This is a genomic window from Streptomyces sp. NPDC059866, assembly GCF_042731325.1.
GTDB classification, from domain to species: Bacteria; Actinomycetota; Actinomycetes; order Streptomycetales; family Streptomycetaceae; genus Streptomyces; species Streptomyces flavusporus.
The window spans coordinates 378,061-396,467 of the sequence record NZ_JBHWJT010000001.1 but is presented as its reverse complement, the minus strand read 5'-3'; the positions used below and the strand labels follow the sequence as shown (position 1 = coordinate 396,467).

Genomic DNA, 18,407 nt, shown 5'->3' with positions numbered 1-18,407 from the left:
GCACGCTCCCATGGCCCGGAGGTCAGCCGGGCGGTGGTCCGGCCCGCGCCGCCAATCGCCGTTCCTCCCGGCGCTGCGCCCTGCGGCGCCGGAAGCGGCGGATGCGAGAGACGAGGAAGTACAGCATGACCAGCCCGGCGACCAGCAACACGCCGGCGATGACGGCCGCCGCCTCCGGATGGAACATCGCGAACGTGACGATCCCGCCGACCCCGAGATCCTCGGCCACGCTGATGATCACATTGCTGAAGGGTTCCGGCGAGCTGTTGACCGCCATCCGCGTGCCGGCCTTGACCGCATGGCTGGCCAGCGCCGTCGAACCGCCGATGGCGCCCGCCGTCAGATCGGACAGCGAACCGCTCTGGCCCGCGAGCAGCGCCCCGATCCAGGCCCCGGCGGCCGGCCGGATCAGCGTGTGCACCGAGTCCCATGCCGAGTCGACGTACGGGATCTTGTCGGCGACCGCCTCGCCCAGGAACAGCACCCCCGCCGTGATCAGCACCTCGGGGCGCTGCAGTGACTCGGGGACCTCGTCGCTCAGCCCCGTCGCACCGAAGAAGCCGAGCACCAGCACCACCGCGTACGCGTTGACGCCGCTGGCCCAGCCGCTGGTGAACACCAGGGGGAGTACGGACACGGAGGCGATTGTAACCAGCCGTGGCCGAGGCGTCCTGGGGGCGAGTGCGTACGGCTGAGTATCCGTACTCAGGCGACGAGATGAGTACGCGCGCGGATGGGGGCCGACCTGCGCGAACGAGAGAGTGGAGGCACGGAGAGGGGCACGGGCCCGGCACCGGCGACACGGGGCGCCGGAACGGCCCGGCCCACGATCCGCTCCTTCCGCCGGCCCCGGTCGGCGGGAGCGAGGCACGGGGGAGTCCGGGGGAGGACCGAAGGGGCCCGACGGGGGAAAACGGGGCCCAACGGGGGAAAACGGGGGCGCACAGAGAAGCGCCGGTCCGAGTGTGGCCCGCGGGGGACGCGGCCATCTCGGACCGGCGCTTTCGTGCCGCCTGTTCGTGTTGCCTGTACGTGCCGCCTAAGGGCGCCCGCTGACCCGTCCCTGGAGCAGCCGTGAGAGGGCTGCGTGGACGTCGTCCAGGGAACGCTCCGGCTGGAACGCCTGCCAGTCCAGTGCGGCCACCAGCACCATGCCGACGAGCGCCGCCGCCGTCAGCGGCACGTCGATCTCCTCGCTGAACTCGCCGTTCTCGATGCCCTCGCGCAGCACGTCCTCGACGACCGCCACCGCCTTCTGCCGGACCACCAGCAGGGTGGACTGCCAGGCCCGGTTGGTACGCCACAGCTCGGCCACGTACAGCTGGGTGAAGGCCGGATAGCGGTCGATGAAGACGAGCCCGGCCCGGATCATCGCGTCCAGTGCGGCCACCTTGGTGCCGCCGTCCTTCGCCGTCTGCTCGGCCGCCTCCCGGAGGGAGGCGGTGAGGAGGCCCACGCCGTGCCGCAGCAGCTCCTCGAAGAGGACGGATTTGCTGGCGAAGTTGTAGTAGACCGTGCCCTTCGCGACCCCGGCCCGCTCGGCGATCTCGTCCACCGTGGTGGCGGAGAAGCCCTGCTCCGCAATGAGCGTGACGGCCGCTTCGTAGAGCTTCTGCCGGGTGGCCTCTCGGCGCGTACTGGCCCCCGAGGCGGTGTTGCTGCTTTCCATGGCCCCGATTGTCACAGGAAACCGCTGCCTCGCAGGGGCGGGAGGTGTCTTCACAGGCTCAGCTCCGGGTGCAGCCGGTCCAGGGTCCACACCTGCCGGCGCCGGGCCGACAGCGCGGTGAGTGCGAGGGCGCCCGCGGTGAAGGCGGCCAGCACCACGCACGCGTGCCACACGGGTTCCAGGCCACCACCCGAGATGAGCCTCCTGAGGGCCTCGACGATGTGACTCATCGGCAGGAAGGGGTGCAGCGCGTTGAAGAAGCCCGGGCTGGTCTGCACGGGATAGGTGCCGCCCGCGGACGTCAGCTGCAGCATCAGCAGGGCGAGGACCAGGATGCGGCCGGCGGCTCCGAAGCGGGCGTTCAGCCACTGGATCAGCGCCGCGAAGCACGCCGTCACCAGGAACAGGAAGCCCACCGTCCCGGCCGCCCGCGCCATCTCCAGCCCGACCGCCCAGTGCAGCACCGACATCAGGGCCACCGTCTGGAGTACGCCGATCGCCAGCACCGGCAGCCAGCCCGCCAGGGCGATCCGCCAGGCCGAGGCGCCGGTGGCCAGCGCCCGCCGGTTGAGCGGCGGGATCAGCATGTACGCCACCATCGCACCCACCCACAGGGACAGCGGGATGAAGTACGGGGCGAAACCAGTGCCGTAGTTGGGTGCCTTGTGCAGCGTCTTGGAGGCGAGCTGGACCGGGTCCGCCATGACCTCCGTCCGCGCGTCGCGCTGCTGCTTGTCGTAGTCGGGAATCTGCTCGGCGCCGTCGTGCAGCCCGTTCGCGAGCTTCCCGGAACCGTCGACGAGCTTGAACATGCCGCCGCTGAGGTCGTCCGCGCCCGTCCTGAGGTCGCCGACGCCCTTGTCGAGGTCCACGGCGCCGGTCTTGGCGGTGCCGAGCCCGGTGTGCAGCGACTTCGCACCTGTGGCGACCTTTCCGGCACCTTCGTTCAGCTTGTTGATCCTGGTGACGGCGTCGTCGAGGTCCTCGGAGAGGTGCGGGGCGCGGTCGGCGAGGGCCTGGGACTGCTCCTCCAGGGTGGCGAGATGGCCGTCCAGCTTCTTCAGGTCGCTGTCGTGATCGGTGATCAGTGTGTTGACGTCGTCGGCGATCGTCGCCACGTCGGCCGCCGCGTCCTTGGCCTTCTCCAGGTCGGAGCAGGCCGCATCGGGCAGTACGGGAGTCTCGCAGCGCCTCTTGTGGACGTCGTTCAGCGTGCCGGAGGCCGCCCGGGCATCCTTGGCGGCCGTCGGCGCCCGCTTCACCAGGGTCTCGAGGTTGTCGCGGATCGCCCCGGACGAGTCGGCGACGAACTGGGCCGTGTCCCCGATGGCCTTCTCGTTGTCCTCGAGGAAGGGCCCCACCTTGTCCGCGACCCCGTTCACCTTGTCCGCAAGCGCCTGCGTCCCCTCCGCGACCCGCTTCGAACCGTCCTCCAGGTCGTCGGCGCCCTTGTTGAGTTTTTTCAGGCCCTTGGCCAGCTTCCCGCTGCCGTCCTCGGCGTCCTTCAGACCGTCGGCGAGATCCTTCGAGCCCTTCTCCGCCGTACCGATGCCACTCCTGAGCTTGTCGGCGCCGCTCGCGGCCTTCACCGTCTCGCCGTGGATGTCGGAGAACGAGATGAAGATCCGGTCCAGGAACGACCGCGACGCCTTCGTGGACGCCGCCGTACGCACCTCGCTGAACACCGTCCGGGAGATCTGCCCGACGATGTAGTTGTTCGCGTCGTTCGTACGGACCTGAAGGGCGCCCGTCTCGGGGGAGTCGCCCGCACTGGAGGCAATACGCGCACTGAAGTCGGCCGGCATGGTCAGCGACAGGTAGTACGTGCCGTCCTCGACGCCCGCGCGGGCCTCGGCGGCGCTCACCTCGTGCCAGTCGAAGACCTCGCTGTCGCGCAGCCCCGCCACGATGTCGTCGCCCGCGTTGACCTTCTTCCCGTCCGCGGTCGCCCCCTTGTCGTCGTTGACCAGCGCCACGGGGAGCCGGTCGAGGCGGCCGTACGGGTCCCAGAAGGACCACAGGTAGAGCGCGCCGTACAGCAGGGGCAGCAGCAGGAGCGCCACCAGGGCGGCGCGGGGCAGCTTGCCGCGCCCGAAGCGGCGCAGCTCAAGAGCGGCCAGTTTCGGCGAGCGCATCCGCCGCCTCCTTCACCTCGTCGTCCAGGGGCTGGTCTTCCGGCCGGCCTTCTGGCTGGTCCTCCGGCTGGTTCTCGGGCACCCGTACGTCGTTGTCGCGGGCCTGCGTGGACACCACGACCGCGTCCTCCGGTGCCTCGCTGCACACCGCCAGCACCGTCGTCCCGGCCTCGGTGACCGACCTCAGGAGGGCCCAGACCTCGCCCTGTTCGGCGGGGGAGAGCTTCAGGTCGGTGTCGTCCACGCCCAGTAGCCGCGGGCGTCCGATGAGGGCCAGGGCGACGGACAGGCGCAGCGCCTCCAGGCGCTCCAGGTCGCGTACGGCGGTCCGGGAGCCCTTGGGCAGGGCCTCCCGGTCGAGGCCCGCGGCGGCCAGGGCGGTGTCGATCCGCAGTTTCGCCTCGTTCGTGCGGTCGGCGCGCGGCCGCAGCAGCCCCCGCAGCGAGTCCCCGAAGCGGCTCTGCAGCAAGGCCCGTTCGTGCAGGTGCTCCGCCACGGTCAGGGCGGGGTCGAGGTCGGTCACGCCGGGAACGTGCGCGAGCCCGCTGACCCGGCGCAGGGCCGCCGACTGCTTCGGCAGCCGGGCCTCGCCGACGGCCGCCGTCCCCTCGGTGGCCTTCATCCGTCCGGTCAGCGCGAGCAGCAGGCTCGTACGGCCCGAGCCCGAAGGTCCCGCGACCGCGATCAGCGAGCCGGGCTCCGCGGTGAAGGAGACGCCGCGGAAGGCCCAGCCGCGAGGCCCCCTGAGCCCGAAGTCGCGGGCGGCGACAGCGAGTCCCCCCACAATTCCCCCAGGGATTTTTGAACTGACTGGTCAGTGCAAAATCTAACCCGAACCTTCGATCGAAGCAAAAGCCCAGGTCAGAACGGATTGTCAGTGCCATACCTCACGATGGGCACATACGGCACCCCGTATCAGGGCGTGCCGTCACACAGACGACAGGAGGTTCGTCATGGCCAACTCGTCCGCAGCCGCCGCACGCCGGCGCCGCGCCACCGGCCCTGCCCCCTCACTGACCGGCCCGGCGAGCGATGTGCACCCCGTGCTCCGCCGGGCCACGGCCCCGCCCGCCGCCCTCGACCTGCTCGCCCAGGCCCGTGCCGGACTCGACGAGGCAACCGTCCTCGAAACGCCGAACGAGCGCTACGCGACGGCCCACCTCGCCGCCCTGCGCACCGCCGCCGCCGTCCTCGCCGCGCGGGGACGCCCGGAGACCAACCCCCGACGCCGGGCCCGGATCCGGAGCGCGTGGGAAGTGCTCCCCGAAATCGCGCCCGAACTCACCGAGTGGAGCGCCCTGTTCGCCTCGGGGGCCCGGCGTCGCGCCCGGGCCGAAGCGGGCATCAAGGGCGCAGCCAGCCGCCGGGACGCCGACGACCTGATACGCGACGTGGCGATGTTCATCCGCCTCGTCGAGCGGATGCTGGTACTCCAGCCGGTCCTGCCCCAGCCACGTCCGGACGCGGACGAGGCAGCGGACCGCGACCCCGGCTCGGATCCCCACCGAGGCGGGACCACAGGAGTGACCGGTCAGGGCCGTGGAGGCAATAGGGTGGAGAGCGCCTGAAGCCATCCCCTCCCGCACCCCGGGTCCGGGGAGGCAGCCCGTTCGCTCCGCCCCGAGGCGGTGCCGCGCCGAGGAGTCAACTGCCGTGTCGGACCCGATGCGCCCCCGCGCTTCTCTCCGTACCGCCGTGGTCTGGGAGGTCCTCCAGGACGCTCTGGACCGCCGGGTCAAGGCCACGGGCCGGGAGTCGCTGGACGTCCTCGACACCGGAGGCGGCAGTGGCAACTTCGCGGTGCCCGTCGCCCGCCTCGGCCACCGGGTCACGGTCGTGGACCCCAGCCCCAACGCGCTGTTCGCCCTGGAGCGCCGCGCTGCCGAGGCCGGCGTCGCCGACCGGGTGCGGGGTGTGCAGGGTGACGCCCACGGCCTGTTCGACGTGGTCGAGCGCGGCGGCTACGACGCGGTGCTGTGCCACGGCGTCCTGGAGTACGTCGACGACCCGGCCGAGGGCGTCCGCAACGCGGTGGCCGCGCTGCGGCCCGAAGGCGTCCTCAGCCTGCTCGCCGCCGGTCTGGGCGGTGCCGTCCTCGCGCGCGCCCTCGCGGGCCACTTCAAGGAGGCCAAGCAGGCCCTCGGCGATCCGCACGGCCGCTGGGGCGCGGGTGACCCGATGCCCCGCCGCTTCACCGCCGACCAGCTGACCGAACTGGTCGAGGCCGCCGGCCTCCGGGTCGGCGCCGTGCACGGCGTACGGGTCTTCGCCGACCTCGTGCCCGGTGTGCTGGTGGACACCGAGCCCGGAGCCATGGACGCCCTGCTGAAGCTGGAGGCGGCGGCGGCCGAGGTACCGGCGTTCCACGCGGTGGCCACGCAGCTTCATGTGCTCGGCGAGACGCCAGGGGCTGCCGACGCCTGAGCAGCCTGCCGGGGCGCGCCGCTGATCAGCGCGTTGGTTGCAGATGGAGTACGCCACAGGCCCCCCGATCGGGGCCTTCCCGCCGTATGATCGAGGGAGACCGACCGGCATGACGGGTCGGCCGCCGGGGAATGGAAGCCTCAGCGGGCCGGTCCGACCATGGCGGGTTCCGGTTGGCCAAATGGCGCAGAGGGGCGGGTTTCACGGGGGCGATTCCCTGCCTATCCTGAAGGGACCCCCGGGTCGCCCCGGCGACTGCACGATGAGGAGGACTCCGTGCCGCTCTCAGAGCACGAGCAGCGCATGCTCGAGCAGATGGAGCGAGCGCTGTACGCCGAAGATCCCAAGTTCGCGACAGCGCTTGAGGGAAGCGGGCTGCGTACGTACACCCGGCGACGGGTCTACCAGGCGGTCGCGGGCTTCCTCGTAGGTATCGCGCTCCTCATGGCCGGAATGGTCGCCAAGCAGGTCTGGCTCAGCGTGGTGGGCTTCCTGGTCATGCTGGGCTGCGCGGTACTCGCCGTGACCGGCTGGCGCAAGGCCCCCAAGCCGGGGGAACAGCCCGCCGGCGGTGGTCAGCAGGCCGGCCGTCAGGGACGCCAGCGACGCTCGATGATGGATCGCATCGAACAGCGCTGGCAGCGACGCCGCGACGAACAGGGCCATTGATTTCCACGATCAGCTCCCGATGACACAGGTGAGGGGTTGCCACCCGACGGGCGGCAACCCCTCACGCATGCCCTGACGGGGCCACGGCTGTCTGTCGTCCTTGTCGCCTCAGCCGCTCTGCTGACCGGACGGGCGCCGTACCATCGCCGCCCAGCGGGTGGCCAGACGAGCCTTGACGGCCGTCCAGCGGTCGGTGAGGTCCCAGACGGCGCGAATGGCCGAACGGGGCGCGACGACCGCCCGCACCCGGGTCCGCCAGCCCGCCCTGGACCGTAGCGCCATGCGCAGCCTGCGCACCTCGTCCGCCAGCCCGGCCTCGGCCCGCGGCCGTGGTGCGAACAGCACCTGCTCCACGGCGCTCGCCACCCGGTGCACCGACTCGGCCGTCTGTTCGTCCAGATGCCCGAGCCGCACGATCCGGGCGGCCGCCTTCCGCGGAGTCAGCGCGTCGTCCGGCACGATGCCGTAGTCCCAGGCCGTGTCCGTGAGTTCGCGCCACACCGCCAGCACATGCCCGGCGGTCACCTCGGCGACATGCTGCTCGGAAGGCTCCACCTGCAGAGCCGACGCCTCCACCCCGTCGTCACGGCCCGCGCCGCCCCGCTCCCTGGTGAGCACACCCTGCGCTGCCGCCGCTGTGTGCCGGGCCGACGCCAGCCGCACCGACCGTCTTCTCAGCCGCCACAACATCGGCAGCAGCGGTATCACGACCACCGCCAGCCCCAGGAGTATCCAGCCCGCGGTCTGATACCAGGGCCGGCCCCCGTCGTCCGAGGTTCCCGGGTCCAGCGGCAGCGCTTCACCGCACACCTCGAGCCGCTTGTCGTCCGCCGAGCAGCTCTCGCTCGTCGACGGCGCCGCCGAAGGAGCCGCGTCCGCCGAGCTGGAGGCCTCCGGCAGGTCCGGGACGCTGCTGCCCGGTATCTCCGGCTGCGTGTAGGTGGGCGTCGTGCCCCGGTTCGGCGTCGGCTCGAAGCGGGTCCAGCCCACGCCCTCGAAGTACAGCTCGGGCCAGGCGTGCGCGTCGCGCAGCCCCACCGTCACCGTGCCGTCCGCCTGCGGCGTACCGGGCGCGAAGCCCACCGCGACGCGGGCCGGTATCCCGAGCGTGCGGGCCATCGATGCCATCGCGAAAGAGAAGTGGACGCAGAAGCCCCGCTTGTCCCGCAGGAAGCGGGCGATCGCGTCGGAGCCGCCGCCGACCTCCACCTCGGTGTCGTACTGGAACCCGCCGGTCAGGGCGAAGTGCTCCTGGAGCTTGACCGCCTGCTCATAAGGGTTGGCCGCGCCGTCCGTGATCTGGCGGGCCGTCCTCGACACCACGGACGGCAGGGCATCGGGTACCTCGGTGAACTCGCGCTCCAAGGCGCCGGGCGGCGCCGGCGCCGAGGCGAGCTGCTCGGCGGTCGGGCGCACATCGAGGCTGGTCACCTCGTAGTTCGCGCCCCTGGTGTTCTGACCGTGGTCGCCGACCAGCGTCATCCCCACCGGCTCGTACCGCCAGCTGCCGTCGACCCGCACGTCGCTCGGCGGGTACGGCATCGGCAGCCAGTCCTGCGCGTACCAGTCGGCGGCAGCGACGCGCGTACGGACCTCCGAGCGCCGGACGTCGGGTCCCAGGCCGGTGGGCGTGGGGAGCTCGTCCGGCACCGCGACGATGTTCCGGCGGGACGGCTTCCAGGTCGTGCCGTCGAAGTCGTCCAGCGAGACGATCCGCAGGTACAGGTTGGAGATGTCGTTGGTGCTGGTGCGCACGGTCATGACCGTGCGGTCCTCGTCGACGTTCAGACTGTCGCGCAGCGACACCAGCGGGTTCACCGCGGAGATCGTGCCGCCGCCCCCGCTGCCCGAGCCCACGCCCGTCCCGGCGCTGTCCAGCAGTCCGCCGTTCATGGCGGGCAGGGCCAGCGGCACCACCAGGGCGACACCCAGCGCGACCACGCCGATCCGCCGCCCGGTGCGCACCGGCGCCACCGGAGAACCGGGCTCCCCGCCCGGAGTGCGCGGTGCCCCGCCGAAGACCCGGCCCCACTGCGAGAGCCGCTCCCGCCCCTCGGCGAGCAGCAGCATCAGATAGCCGGCCGCCGCGATCAGGAACCACACCCAGCCGCCGGCGCCGTCGGACAGCCCCGCGGCCACCGAGTACAGCGCGAGCAGCGGCAGCCCGGCCGGAGCCGCGCTGCGGAAGGTCACCGCGAGGACGTCCACGGCCAGGCCGATCACCAGAACACCGCCGATGAGCATCAGCTTGATGCCGTCGGACAGCGGCGCGGGGATGGCGTACCGCCCGACGTCGTCCGTGCCCTGCTGGAGCAGGTCGGCGAAGTGCACGAAGGCGTCCGGCCCGGGGAACAGCCCCGCGAGCGCGTACTCCCGGGCGAAGACCAGGGTCAGCAGCATCAGTGTGACCAGAGCCTGCACGGCCACCGTCAGGGGGCGGGCCAGCGGCACCCGCCGGGCCGCCGCGCCCACGCCGGCCTGGATCGCCAGCAGCACGGCCGCCTGGAGGAGCCACATGGGTTCGTCGACCAACGGCAGCAGGGCACACGCGGCCATCAGCGTCGCCGCCGTCGCGCACAGCGCCATACGTGCCTGCCCGCTCATCAACGCCCCTCCCCGCCGCTGGTCCCGCCCGCCGCCACGATGCCCGTCCGCTCCCGGTCGGCCTGGCGCCACAAGTCGTGCAGCGAAGCGCCCCGCGGAACGCTCACGACCGTCCAGCCGGCCTCGCGCAGCATCCGCAGCCGCTCCTCGCTCCCGTTCAACGGGCCGGGCACATCGGTCGGTTCCCGCCCCCATGTCTCGCTGTCCAGGACGAAGGCGAGCGCGCCGCCGCTGCGCTGGCGCATCTTCGCGGCCACCGTGGCCTGCTCCTCGTCGAGGTCGCCGAAGAAAGCCACCAACAGCCCTTCGTTCCCGCCGCGCAGCACGTCGTAGGCACGGGACAGGCCGGTGCCGTCGGAGTGGTCGATCACCGCGAGGGTGTCCATCATCAGCCCCGCCGCGTCCGCCGACTCCTGGCTCGCGCCCGCGAACCCGTCGGCACCCTCACCGGGCACCGAGCTGCCGGTGTCCGTCAACAGCCGTACGGAGAAGCCTCGTTCGAGCATGTGCACCAGCACCGACGCGGCTCCGCCCACCGCCCACTCGAAGGCCGAGTCCGGGCCCGCACCGCGGAAGGCCGTGCCCCGGCTGTCGAGCAGCACCGTGCAGCGGGAGCGCTGCGGCTGTTCCTCGCGGCGCACCATCAACTCGCCGTACCGGGCGGTGGAGCGCCAGTGCACCCGGCGCAGGTCGTCGCCGTAGCGGTAGCCGCGCGGGATCACGTCGTCCTCGCCGGCCAGGGCGAGCGAGCGCTGCCGCCCGTCGCCGTATCCCTTCGCCTCCCCGCTGAACCGCACCGGCGGAAGCGGCTCCACACGCGGGATCACCGTCAGCGTGTCGTACGTCGAGAAGGACCGGGTCAGCTCGCACATCCCGAACGGGTCGGTCAGGCGCAACTGCAGCGGGCCCAGCGGGTAGCGGCCGCGCAGATCGGAACGGACCCGGTACGACACCTCGCGGCGGCCGCCGGCCTCCACCCGGTCGAGTACGAAGCGGGGGCGCGGGCCGAGCACGTACGGCACCCGGTCCTGGAGCATCAGCAGACCCGTGGGCAGCCGCGAGACGTTGTCCATCCGCAGATGGACGCGGGCCTCGGCACCGGCGGACACGCGCGCGGGGGAGAGCCTGCGGCTGCCGGCGACCCGGTAGCGGGTGCGGTACAGCACCGTCGCGCACACCAGCGGCAGGACCGCCAGCAGCAGCCCCACCCGGAGCAGGTCGCTCTGGCCCAGCACGTAGGCGCAGACGGCGGCGGCGACTCCGGCGGCCAGGAACGAGCGGCCGCGGGTGGTCAGACCGGCCAGGGCTGTGCGCACGCCGCCCTTGTCGCCCCGGTCGGTCTCGGCATGGCCCGGGCCCGCCGCGGTGGACATCACAGCCTCCGGGGCGGCTGCTGGCCGTAGGCCGACGAGCCGTGCCCCAGCCCGAAACCGTTCTGCTGGGGCGCCGCCGGCACAGGGGTGTGCTGCAGGATCTCCTGGACCACCTGCTCCGCGGTGCGGCGGTTGAGCTGGGCCTGGGCGGTGGGCAGCAGACGGTGGGCCAGCACGGCGACGGCGAGGGCCTGCACATCGTCCGGCAGGGCGTACTCCCGGCCGCTGAGGGCGGCGGACGCCTTCGCCGCGCGCAGCAGGTGCAGCGTCGCGCGCGGGGAGGCGCCGAGTCTGAGATCGGGGTGGTTGCGCGTGGCGGCGACCAGGTCCACGGCGTACCGCCGGACCGTGTCGGCGACGTGGACGCCACGCACCGCCTCGATCAGCTTCACGACGTCGTGCGCGTGCGCCACCGGCTGGAGGTCGTCCAGCGGGTTCACCCCGCCATGCACGTCCAGCATCTGCAGCTCGGCCTCCGCGCTGGGGTAGCCGATGGAGACACGGGCCATGAAGCGGTCGCGCTGTGCCTCCGGCAGCGGGTAGGTGCCCTCCATCTCGACCGGGTTCTGCGTGGCCACCACCATGAAGGGGCTGGGCAGCTCGTAGGTCTGCCCGTCGATGGTGACCTGGCGCTCCTCCATCGACTCCAGCAGCGCGGACTGCGTCTTGGGCGAGGCGCGGTTGATCTCGTCGCCGATCACGATCTGCGCGAAGATCGCGCCCGGCTTGAACTCGAAGTCCCGGCGCTGCTGGTCCCAGATCGACACACCGGTGATGTCCGAGGGCAGCAGGTCGGGCGTGAACTGGATACGCCGCACCGAACAGTCGATGGACCGCGCCAGCGTCTTGGCCAGCATCGTCTTGCCCACCCCTGGGACGTCCTCGATCAGGAGGTGCCCCTCGGCGAGCAGTACGGTCAGCGAAAGCCGTACGACCTCGGGCTTGCCCTCGATCACTTCTTCCACCGAACTGCGGACCCGATCCACGGTGGCAGTCAGATCAGTAAGGCTCGCTCGATCGTCATAGGTCGTCACCCGGCCCTCCTCGGCCCGTTCTTTCTTACGGGCCGACGCTCTGTGACGCGTAACCGGCCCACCCCGAAACACGGACACCACGCGTGAAAAGTTCCGCGCGACGCCACAACCCGCATTCTTGCTGCCGTTACCGATTCGTGTCACTCGCCTGTGGACAACTGGCCGCGATATGTCAGGCCTTACGGCAGTTTGTTCCATCCGAAGCCCGGGGTTCCCGGAAACCGGGAACCCCGGGTGACGGTCACGCCGGGTCGATCTCGCGCAGCAGACCCGTCCGCACGTCGAAGACAAAGCCGCGCACGTCGTCGGTGTGCAGCAGGAACGGCGAGGTGCGCACGCGCTGCATCGACTGCCGTACGTCCTGGTCGACGTCCCGGAAGGACTCCACCGCCCAGGCCGGGCGCTGGCCCACCTCCAGCTCCAGCTCGGTGCGGAACTCCTCGGTGAGGCTCTCCAGACCGCATCCGGTGTGGTGGATGAGGACGATGCTGCGCGTGCCGAGCTTGCGCTGGCTGATGGTGAGCGAGCGGATCACGTCGTCGGTGACGACACCGCCCGCGTTGCGGATGGTGTGACAGTCGCCGAGCTCCAGGCCGAGCGCGGCGTGCAGGTCGAGTCGGGCGTCCATGCAGGCCACGACGGCCACACGGAGGACGGGGCGGGCGTCCATACCCGGGTCGGTGAAGGCGGTGGCGTACCGCTCGTTCGCCTCGACGAGACGGTCGGTGACGGTGCCGACGCGGGTTATGGCGTCCTCGGAGCCGGCGGGAACCGATGCGGAAGTCGTCATGGTGACGACGGTACTGGTCACGGGCGATCCGGTCCTGCTGTGAGGGAGGACAAAGAGCGTCATCACGCCGTGTTGTGAGCTAACCCACAGGCGTGAGAAGGGTGCGTCCGTTCGAGTGGTTCCTTCCGGTTCGCCGCTTCCTCGCCGTCGGCCGCCGCGACGCGCAGGCCGGTTGATTGACCGCGAGACAGGGTGGACTAAAGTGACGCGAAAGCGGGAGGCGAGGCTCTCCCCGCTGGACTGAACTTCCCGAAGACCCCGGCACTGCTGCCGGAGATCTCCCCACGTGCGCGGCGCGTACGTACGGCTCGGCCTCCACCCGCTCCCGGCCGGCTGACGCTTCCGGCGCCGGCAGGTCTCCCCTTCACGAGCGGGCGGGGACCCGGCGGTGCGTACGGCCCGCCGGACCTGAGAGGGCCCCTTGAGCAAGAGTCGACACGTCCCGGTGATGCTCCAGCGGTGCCTGGACCTGTTGGCCCCCGCCCTCCAGGCCCCCGGAGCGGTCGTCGTCGACTGCACGCTCGGCCTCGGCGGCCACAGCGAGGCACTGCTCGCCCGCTTCCCCGAGGCCCGGCTCATCGCCCTCGACCGCGACAAGGAGGCGCTGCGCCTGTCCGGCGAGCGCCTCGCCCCGTACGGCGACCGCGCCACGCTCGTGCACGCCGTCTACGACGAGCTGCCCGACGTCCTCGACCGGCTCGGCATCGGGCGCGTGCAGGGCGTTCTGTTCGACCTCGGGGTCTCCTCCATGCAGCTCGACGAGGCCGACCGCGGCTTCGCCTACGCGCAGGACGCCCCGCTCGACATGCGCATGGACCAGACGACCGGCATCAGCGCCGCCGAGGTCCTCAACACCTACCCGGCGGGTGAGCTGGTGCGGATCCTGCGCGCGTACGGCGAGGAGAAGCAGGCCAAGCGGATCGTCGCCGCCGTCGTACGCGAACGGGAGAAGGAGCCGTTCACGAACAGCGGGCGGCTCGTCGAGGTGATCCGGGACGCGCTGCCGCAGGCCGCCAAGCGGACCGGCGGCAACCCGGCCAAGCGCACCTTCCAGGCCCTGCGCATCGAGGTCAACGGCGAACTGGCCGTGCTGGAGCGGGCGATCCCGGCCGCTGTGCAGGCCCTCGGCGTGGGCGGACGGATCGCGGTGCTGTCGTACCACTCGCTGGAGGACCGGCTGGTCAAGCAGGTGTTCGCGGCCGGCGCCGCCAGCACCGCGCCGCCCGGGCTGCCGGTCGTGCCCGAGCGGTACCAGCCCCGGCTCAAGCTGCTCACGCGCGGTGCCGAACTTCCCAGCGAGGAAGAGGTCGCCGAGAACCGCAGGGCAGCCCCGGCGCGACTGCGCGCGGCCGAACGCATCAGGGAGGACGTCGAGTGAGGCGGCGGCAAGGGCGGGCGTTCGGGTGCCGAGCCCGGGGGAGGGCGAGTGAGTAGGAAACCCGAACCGAGCAGGAAACCCGAGCTGAAGGGGAGGGCCGCCCGCCTCGCACGGCTTCTTCCCACCGGTCGGGCGCAGGCCGCCCGGACTCCGTTCGTCCTGCTGGTCGTCCTTCTGCTGGGCGGCGGTCTCATCGGACTGCTGATGCTGAACTCGGCACTCAGCGAAGGGTCGTTCCGACTCGACGACCTGCAGAAGGAGACCAAGAACCTCACCGACGAGGAACAGGCCCTCCAGCGGGACATCGACGCCTACTCCGCCCCCGACGCCCTCCAGCGCCGCGCCCGCGAACTCGGCATGGTGCCCGGCGGGGACCCCGCCTTCCTCGACCCCGACGGCACCGTCAAGGGCGCCCCCTCCGCCGCCGAGCAGGCCTCCGTGCGCACGCCGTTCGTCCTGGCCCCCGAGGCGATGACCGATGAGCTCCCGCCGGGCGCGGCCAGCCCGACGCCGTTCGGCTCGCCGGCCCCGAGCCCCACCCCGGCCACCCGCACGGCCCCCGCCACACCCCGCTCGGCATCCACCCCCACACCCCGCTCCGCCTCCACCCCGACCACGACCCCCGGCAGGTGACGGAAGTGACCGACAGGGAAGCGCCGCACCGCCGCGTGCCCGGACCCGCACGGCCCGACCGCTCCGGCAGCGCACGGCGCCCCGGCCCCGGCGCCCGCCCGGCCCGTCGTCCGGCCCCGCCCCGCTCTCCGGCACCGCCCCGCTCTCCGGCACCGCACGTCATCCGGCTCGGCAGCCCCCGGCCCCGCCTGCGCATGGTCGGCCTGGCGCTGACCCTCGTACTGCTCGTGTTCGTTGTACGGCTGCTCCAGGTGCAGGCCGTCGATGCGAGCGCATACGCCGCGAAGGCCGAGCGGAACCGGTACGTGGTGCACACCCTCGCCGCCCAGCGCGGCGAGATCACCGACCGCACCGGCGTGGCCCTGGCGACCAGCGTGGACGCGTACGACATCACGGCCGACCCCACGCTGTTCACCTCCGAGCAGCTGAAGATCGACGACGGGCCCGAGCAGGCGGCCGCCCTCCTCGCCCCGATCCTCGGCCAGGACCAGGCGGAGCTCGCCCGCAAGCTCCGGCCCGAGGACAAGAAGCTCCGCTACGTCAAGCTCGCCGGCCGGCAGACCCCGCAGGTCTGGAAGCAGATCAAGGACCTGAGGACCGCGCTCGCCGACAAGGCGGAGACCGACAAGAGCACGGTCAACGTCCTCGCCGGTGTCCTCGCCGAACCCAGCAGCAAGCGCGTGTACCCGAACGGCGACCTGGCCGCCGGAATACTGGGCTGGGTCAACGCCGAGGGCAAGGGCGGCGGCGGCATCGAGCAGCAGCTGAACGGACAGCTGGCCGGCGAGGACGGCAAGATCCGCTACGCCCAGTCCGGCGGCCACCAGGTGCCCACCGTCGGCTCCACCGAGACCCCCGCGGTGCCCGGCTCCGACATCGAGCTGACCATCGACCGGGACATCCAGTGGGCCGCGCAGAACGCCATCGCCGAACAGGTGAAGGAGTCCAAGGCGGACCGCGGCTATGTCATCGTGCAGGACACCGCCACCGGCGAGATCCTCGCCATGGCCAACTCGCCCGGCTTCGACCCCAACGACCTCACCACGGCCGACGCGACCGCCATGGGCAACGCGGCCGTCCAGGACGCCTACGAGCCCGGTTCCACCGCCAAGGTGATGTCGATGGCCGCCGTACTGGAGGAGAACGTCGCCACGCCCGCCACGCATGTCGTCGTACCCAACCGGCTGCACCGCGGCGACCGGCTCTTCCGGGACGACATCGACCACGAGACCTGGTACCTGACGCTCAACGGCGTGCTCGCCAAGTCCAGCAACATCGGCACCATCCTGGCGACCGGCCAGCTCGGCAAGAACCAGGCGGAGGCCAACCGGGTGCTGCACAAGTACCTGCGCAAGTTCGGCATCGGCAGCTACACCGGGCTCGGTTTCCCCGGTGAGACCAAGGGCATCCTCGCCTCCCCGGACACCTGGTCGACGTCGCAGCAGTACACGATTCCTTTCGGCCAGGGCGTCTCCATCAACGCGATGCAGGCGGCGTCCGTCTACTCGACGATCGCCAACGGCGGCGTCCGTGTCGAACCCTCGCTCGTGCGCGGCACGCAGGGCCCCGACGGCGTCTTCACGCCCGCCCCGAAGCCGGAGAAGACGCGGGTCGTCAGCGAGAAGACGGCCAGGACGCTCGCCCGGATGCTGGAGTCGGTCGTCGACGACAGGGAGGGCACCGGCGCCAAGGCCCGTATCCCCGGCTACCGGGTGGCGGGCAAGACCGGCACGGCCAACCGCGTGGATCCGGCCACCGGCAAGTACCGCGGCTACACCTCGTCCTTCGCCGGATTCGCCCCCGCGGACAAGCCCCGTGTCACCGTGTACTGCGCCATCCAGAACGCCACCGAGGGCAGCTACTTCGGCGGCCAGATCTGCGGCCCCGTCTACAAGAAGGTGATGGAGTTCGCCCTGAAGACCCTCCAGGTTCCGCCGACCGGGACGCCGCCGGCGAAACTCCCGGTCACCTTCAAACCCTGATCAGCGGCGAGCAGCCGGAACCATCCGTTCAGCACCGAGCACCCAGGAACCACCCGTGACAACGATCACCCCCGATCCCGAGGACCAGAGCGTCCCTCGCCCCTCACTTCGCTCCGGAGCGGGTGCGCCCGGTACGCTCACCGCCGTGCCACACGCTGATCAGTCCCAAACCACCCAGAAGGGCGTTCCCGTGACATATCCGGGCCCGCCGCGGCCGGAACGGGTCTCCGCCACACCCCTCGCGGAGCTCGCCGACCAGCTGGGTGTCGCCGCACCGGCCGGCACCGTCGAGGTCACCGGCATCACCCACGACTCGCGGGCCGTCCGCCCCGGCGACCTGTACGCCGCCCTGCCCGGCGCCCGCGCGCACGGAGCCGACTTCGTCACCCAGGCCGTCGGCCTCGGCGCGGTCGCCGTGCTCACCGACCCGGCCGGCGCCGAACGCGCCGCCGCCACGGGCCTGCCGGTCCTCACCGTCGACGACCCGCGCGCGCGGATGGGCGAACTGGCGGCCACGATCTACGGCCGGCCCGGCCACGATCTGCTGCAGATCGGCATCACCGGCACGTCCGGCAAGACCACGACCGCCTACCTCGTCGAGGGCGGTCTGCGGACGGGCGGCCGTGCGGCCGGACTGATCGGCACCGTCGAGACGCGCATCGGCGACGAGCGCATCAAGTCCGAGCGCACCACCCCCGAAGCCACCGACCTCCAGGCCCTGTTCGCCGTCATGCGCGAACGCGGCGTCCGGGCGGTCGCCATGGAGGTCTCCAGCCACGCGCTGGTCCTCGGCCGGGTCGACGGCTGTGTCTTCGACGTGGCCGTCTTCACCAACCTCAGCCCGGAACACATGGAGTTCCACTCCGACATGGAGGACTACTTCCGGGCCAAGGCGCAGCTGTTCACGCCGAAACGCAGCCGTCTCGGCGTCGTCAACATCGACGACGAGTACGGCCGCAGGCTCGCCCGCGAGGCCACCGTCCCGGTCGTCACCTACTCCGCCGAGGGCCACCCCGACGCCGACTGGCGCGCCGAGGACGTCACGGTCGGCCCGCTGGACTCGCCGTTCACCGTGATCGGCCCGAACGGCGAGCGGATCGGCGCCAGGTCGCCGCTGCCGGGCCCCTTCAACGTGGCCAACACCCTCGCCGCGATCGTCGCCCTCGCCGCCGCCGGCCTCGACCCGCAGACCGCCGCCGACGGCATCGCCGCCGTGCCGGGCGTGCCCGGCCGCCTGGAGCGCGTGGACGCCGGACAGCCGTACCTCGCCGTCGTCGACTACGCCCACAAGACCGACGCCGTCGAATCCGTGCTCAAGGCGCTGCGCAAGGTCACCAAGGGCCGGCTGCACGTCGTCCTCGGCTGCGGCGGCGACCGGGACAGGAACAAGCGGGGCCCCATGGGCGCCGCCGCGGCCCGGCTCGCCGACATCGCCGTACTGACCTCCGACAACCCCCGCTCCGAGGACCCCCTCGCGATCCTCGCGACCATGCTCGAGGGCGCGGCCTCGGTGCCCGCGCACGAACGCGGCGAAGTGCTCCTCTTCGAGGACCGGGCCGCCGCGATCGCCGCCGCCGTCGACCGCGCACAGCCCGGGGACACCGTGCTGGTCGCGGGCAAGGGCCACGAGCAGGGCCAGGACATCGCCGGGGTGGTCCGTCCCTTCGACGACCGCCAGGTGCTTCGCGAAGCTATCCAGAAGACCCAGGGATGAAC

At 71.9% G+C, this 18,407-nt stretch carries 15 protein-coding genes; 7 read left to right on the top strand and 8 right to left on the bottom strand.

The window, feature by feature from the left end:
- Window positions 1-22: 22 nt before the first annotated feature.
- From ACFV7R_RS01825 to ACFV7R_RS01810, 4 genes are all read right to left on the bottom strand, one after another.
- Window positions 23-637, bottom strand: coding sequence for a DUF4126 domain-containing protein (locus tag ACFV7R_RS01825; protein WP_224736123.1), 615 nt, complete (start codon window positions 635-637; stop codon window positions 23-25).
- A 402-nt stretch (window positions 638-1,039) separates the two neighbouring features.
- Window positions 1,040-1,669, bottom strand: a complete 630-nt coding sequence (locus ACFV7R_RS01820; protein WP_385258693.1) for a TetR/AcrR family transcriptional regulator — start codon at window positions 1,667-1,669, stop codon at window positions 1,040-1,042.
- Between the two features lie 50 nt (window positions 1,670-1,719).
- A complete protein-coding gene (locus ACFV7R_RS01815; protein WP_385258691.1) occupies window positions 1,720-3,804 on the bottom strand; it encodes a YhgE/Pip family protein in 2,085 nt (694 codons plus the stop codon).
- Window positions 3,776-4,588, bottom strand: a complete 813-nt coding sequence (locus ACFV7R_RS01810; RefSeq protein ID WP_385258688.1) for an ATP-binding cassette domain-containing protein — start codon at window positions 4,586-4,588, stop codon at window positions 3,776-3,778. The genes ACFV7R_RS01815 and ACFV7R_RS01810 overlap by 29 nt, the downstream gene beginning before the upstream one ends.
- Window positions 4,589-4,757: 169 nt before the next feature.
- Between ACFV7R_RS01810 and ACFV7R_RS01805 the strand changes: the two genes are divergently transcribed.
- From ACFV7R_RS01805 to ACFV7R_RS01795, 3 genes are all read left to right on the top strand, one after another.
- Window positions 4,758-5,372 (top strand): SAV_6107 family HEPN domain-containing protein, encoded by a 615-nt coding sequence (locus tag ACFV7R_RS01805; protein ID WP_240797297.1) that lies wholly within the window; start codon window positions 4,758-4,760, stop codon window positions 5,370-5,372.
- An 85-nt stretch (window positions 5,373-5,457) separates the two neighbouring features.
- Window positions 5,458-6,228: a methyltransferase gene (locus tag ACFV7R_RS01800; RefSeq protein ID WP_385258685.1), complete on the top strand. Its 771-nt coding sequence runs from the start codon at window positions 5,458-5,460 to the stop codon at window positions 6,226-6,228.
- 276 nt (window positions 6,229-6,504) lie between these two features.
- On the top strand, window positions 6,505-6,897 hold the full coding sequence (locus ACFV7R_RS01795; protein ID WP_129797418.1) for a DUF3040 domain-containing protein: 393 nt from the start codon (window positions 6,505-6,507) through the stop codon (window positions 6,895-6,897).
- A 108-nt stretch (window positions 6,898-7,005) separates the two neighbouring features.
- On the opposite strand, the gene ACFV7R_RS01790 is transcribed toward ACFV7R_RS01795, so the two are convergent.
- The 4 genes from ACFV7R_RS01790 to ACFV7R_RS01775 all read right to left on the bottom strand — a co-directional run bounded on the left by ACFV7R_RS01790 (window position 7,006) and on the right by ACFV7R_RS01775 (window position 12,698).
- Window positions 7,006-9,501 (bottom strand): DUF3488 and DUF4129 domain-containing transglutaminase family protein, encoded by a 2,496-nt coding sequence (locus ACFV7R_RS01790; RefSeq protein ID WP_385258682.1) that lies wholly within the window; start codon window positions 9,499-9,501, stop codon window positions 7,006-7,008.
- Complete coding sequence (locus ACFV7R_RS01785) at window positions 9,501-10,874, bottom strand: DUF58 domain-containing protein (RefSeq protein ID WP_385258681.1); 1,374 nt, start codon at window positions 10,872-10,874, stop codon at window positions 9,501-9,503. The genes ACFV7R_RS01790 and ACFV7R_RS01785 overlap by 1 nt, the downstream gene beginning before the upstream one ends.
- Entirely contained in the window at window positions 10,874-11,908 is a 1,035-nt protein-coding gene (locus tag ACFV7R_RS01780; RefSeq protein WP_129797415.1) for a MoxR family ATPase, read from the bottom strand. The genes ACFV7R_RS01785 and ACFV7R_RS01780 overlap by 1 nt, the downstream gene beginning before the upstream one ends.
- A gap of 241 nt (window positions 11,909-12,149) precedes the next feature.
- Complete coding sequence (locus ACFV7R_RS01775) at window positions 12,150-12,698, bottom strand: beta-class carbonic anhydrase (protein WP_385258678.1); 549 nt, start codon at window positions 12,696-12,698, stop codon at window positions 12,150-12,152.
- 421 nt (window positions 12,699-13,119) lie between these two features.
- Between ACFV7R_RS01775 and rsmH the strand changes: the two genes are divergently transcribed.
- The 4 genes from rsmH (at window position 13,120) to ACFV7R_RS01755 (ending at window position 18,405) form a co-directional block, all read left to right on the top strand.
- The gene (rsmH, locus tag ACFV7R_RS01770) at window positions 13,120-14,076 is read left to right on the top strand and encodes a 16S rRNA (cytosine(1402)-N(4))-methyltransferase RsmH (protein ID WP_385258676.1); all 957 of its coding nucleotides are present in this window, start codon (window positions 13,120-13,122) and stop codon (window positions 14,074-14,076) included.
- Between the two features lie 48 nt (window positions 14,077-14,124).
- Window positions 14,125-14,709 carry a septum formation initiator family protein gene (locus ACFV7R_RS01765; protein ID WP_385258673.1) on the top strand — a complete coding sequence of 195 codons (585 nt, stop codon included), beginning with the start codon at window positions 14,125-14,127 and terminating at the stop codon, window positions 14,707-14,709.
- Window positions 14,710-14,714: 5 nt separating this feature from the next.
- Window positions 14,715-16,691, top strand: coding sequence for a peptidoglycan D,D-transpeptidase FtsI family protein (locus ACFV7R_RS01760; RefSeq protein ID WP_385258672.1), 1,977 nt, complete (start codon window positions 14,715-14,717; stop codon window positions 16,689-16,691).
- A 190-nt stretch (window positions 16,692-16,881) separates the two neighbouring features.
- Window positions 16,882-18,405, top strand: a complete 1,524-nt coding sequence (locus tag ACFV7R_RS01755) for a UDP-N-acetylmuramoyl-L-alanyl-D-glutamate--2,6-diaminopimelate ligase (RefSeq protein WP_385258669.1) — start codon at window positions 16,882-16,884, stop codon at window positions 18,403-18,405.
- Window positions 18,406-18,407 lie beyond the last annotated feature (2 nt).

Coding starts and splice junctions, on each gene's coding strand:
- ACFV7R_RS01820 (WP_385258693.1), bottom strand. CDS start 1,669: ATGGAAAGCAGCAACACCGCCTCGGGGGCCAGTACGCGCCGAGAGGCC.
- ACFV7R_RS01815 (WP_385258691.1), bottom strand. CDS start 3,804: ATGCGCTCGCCGAAACTGGCCGCTCTTGAGCTGCGCCGCTTCGGGCGC.
- ACFV7R_RS01805 (WP_240797297.1), top strand. CDS start 4,758: ATGGCCAACTCGTCCGCAGCCGCCGCACGCCGGCGCCGCGCCACCGGC.
- ACFV7R_RS01790 (WP_385258682.1), bottom strand. CDS start 9,501: ATGAGCGGGCAGGCACGTATGGCGCTGTGCGCGACGGCGGCGACGCTG.
- ACFV7R_RS01785 (WP_385258681.1), bottom strand. CDS start 10,874: ATGTCCACCGCGGCGGGCCCGGGCCATGCCGAGACCGACCGGGGCGAC.
- ACFV7R_RS01775 (WP_385258678.1), bottom strand. CDS start 12,698: ATGACGACTTCCGCATCGGTTCCCGCCGGCTCCGAGGACGCCATAACC.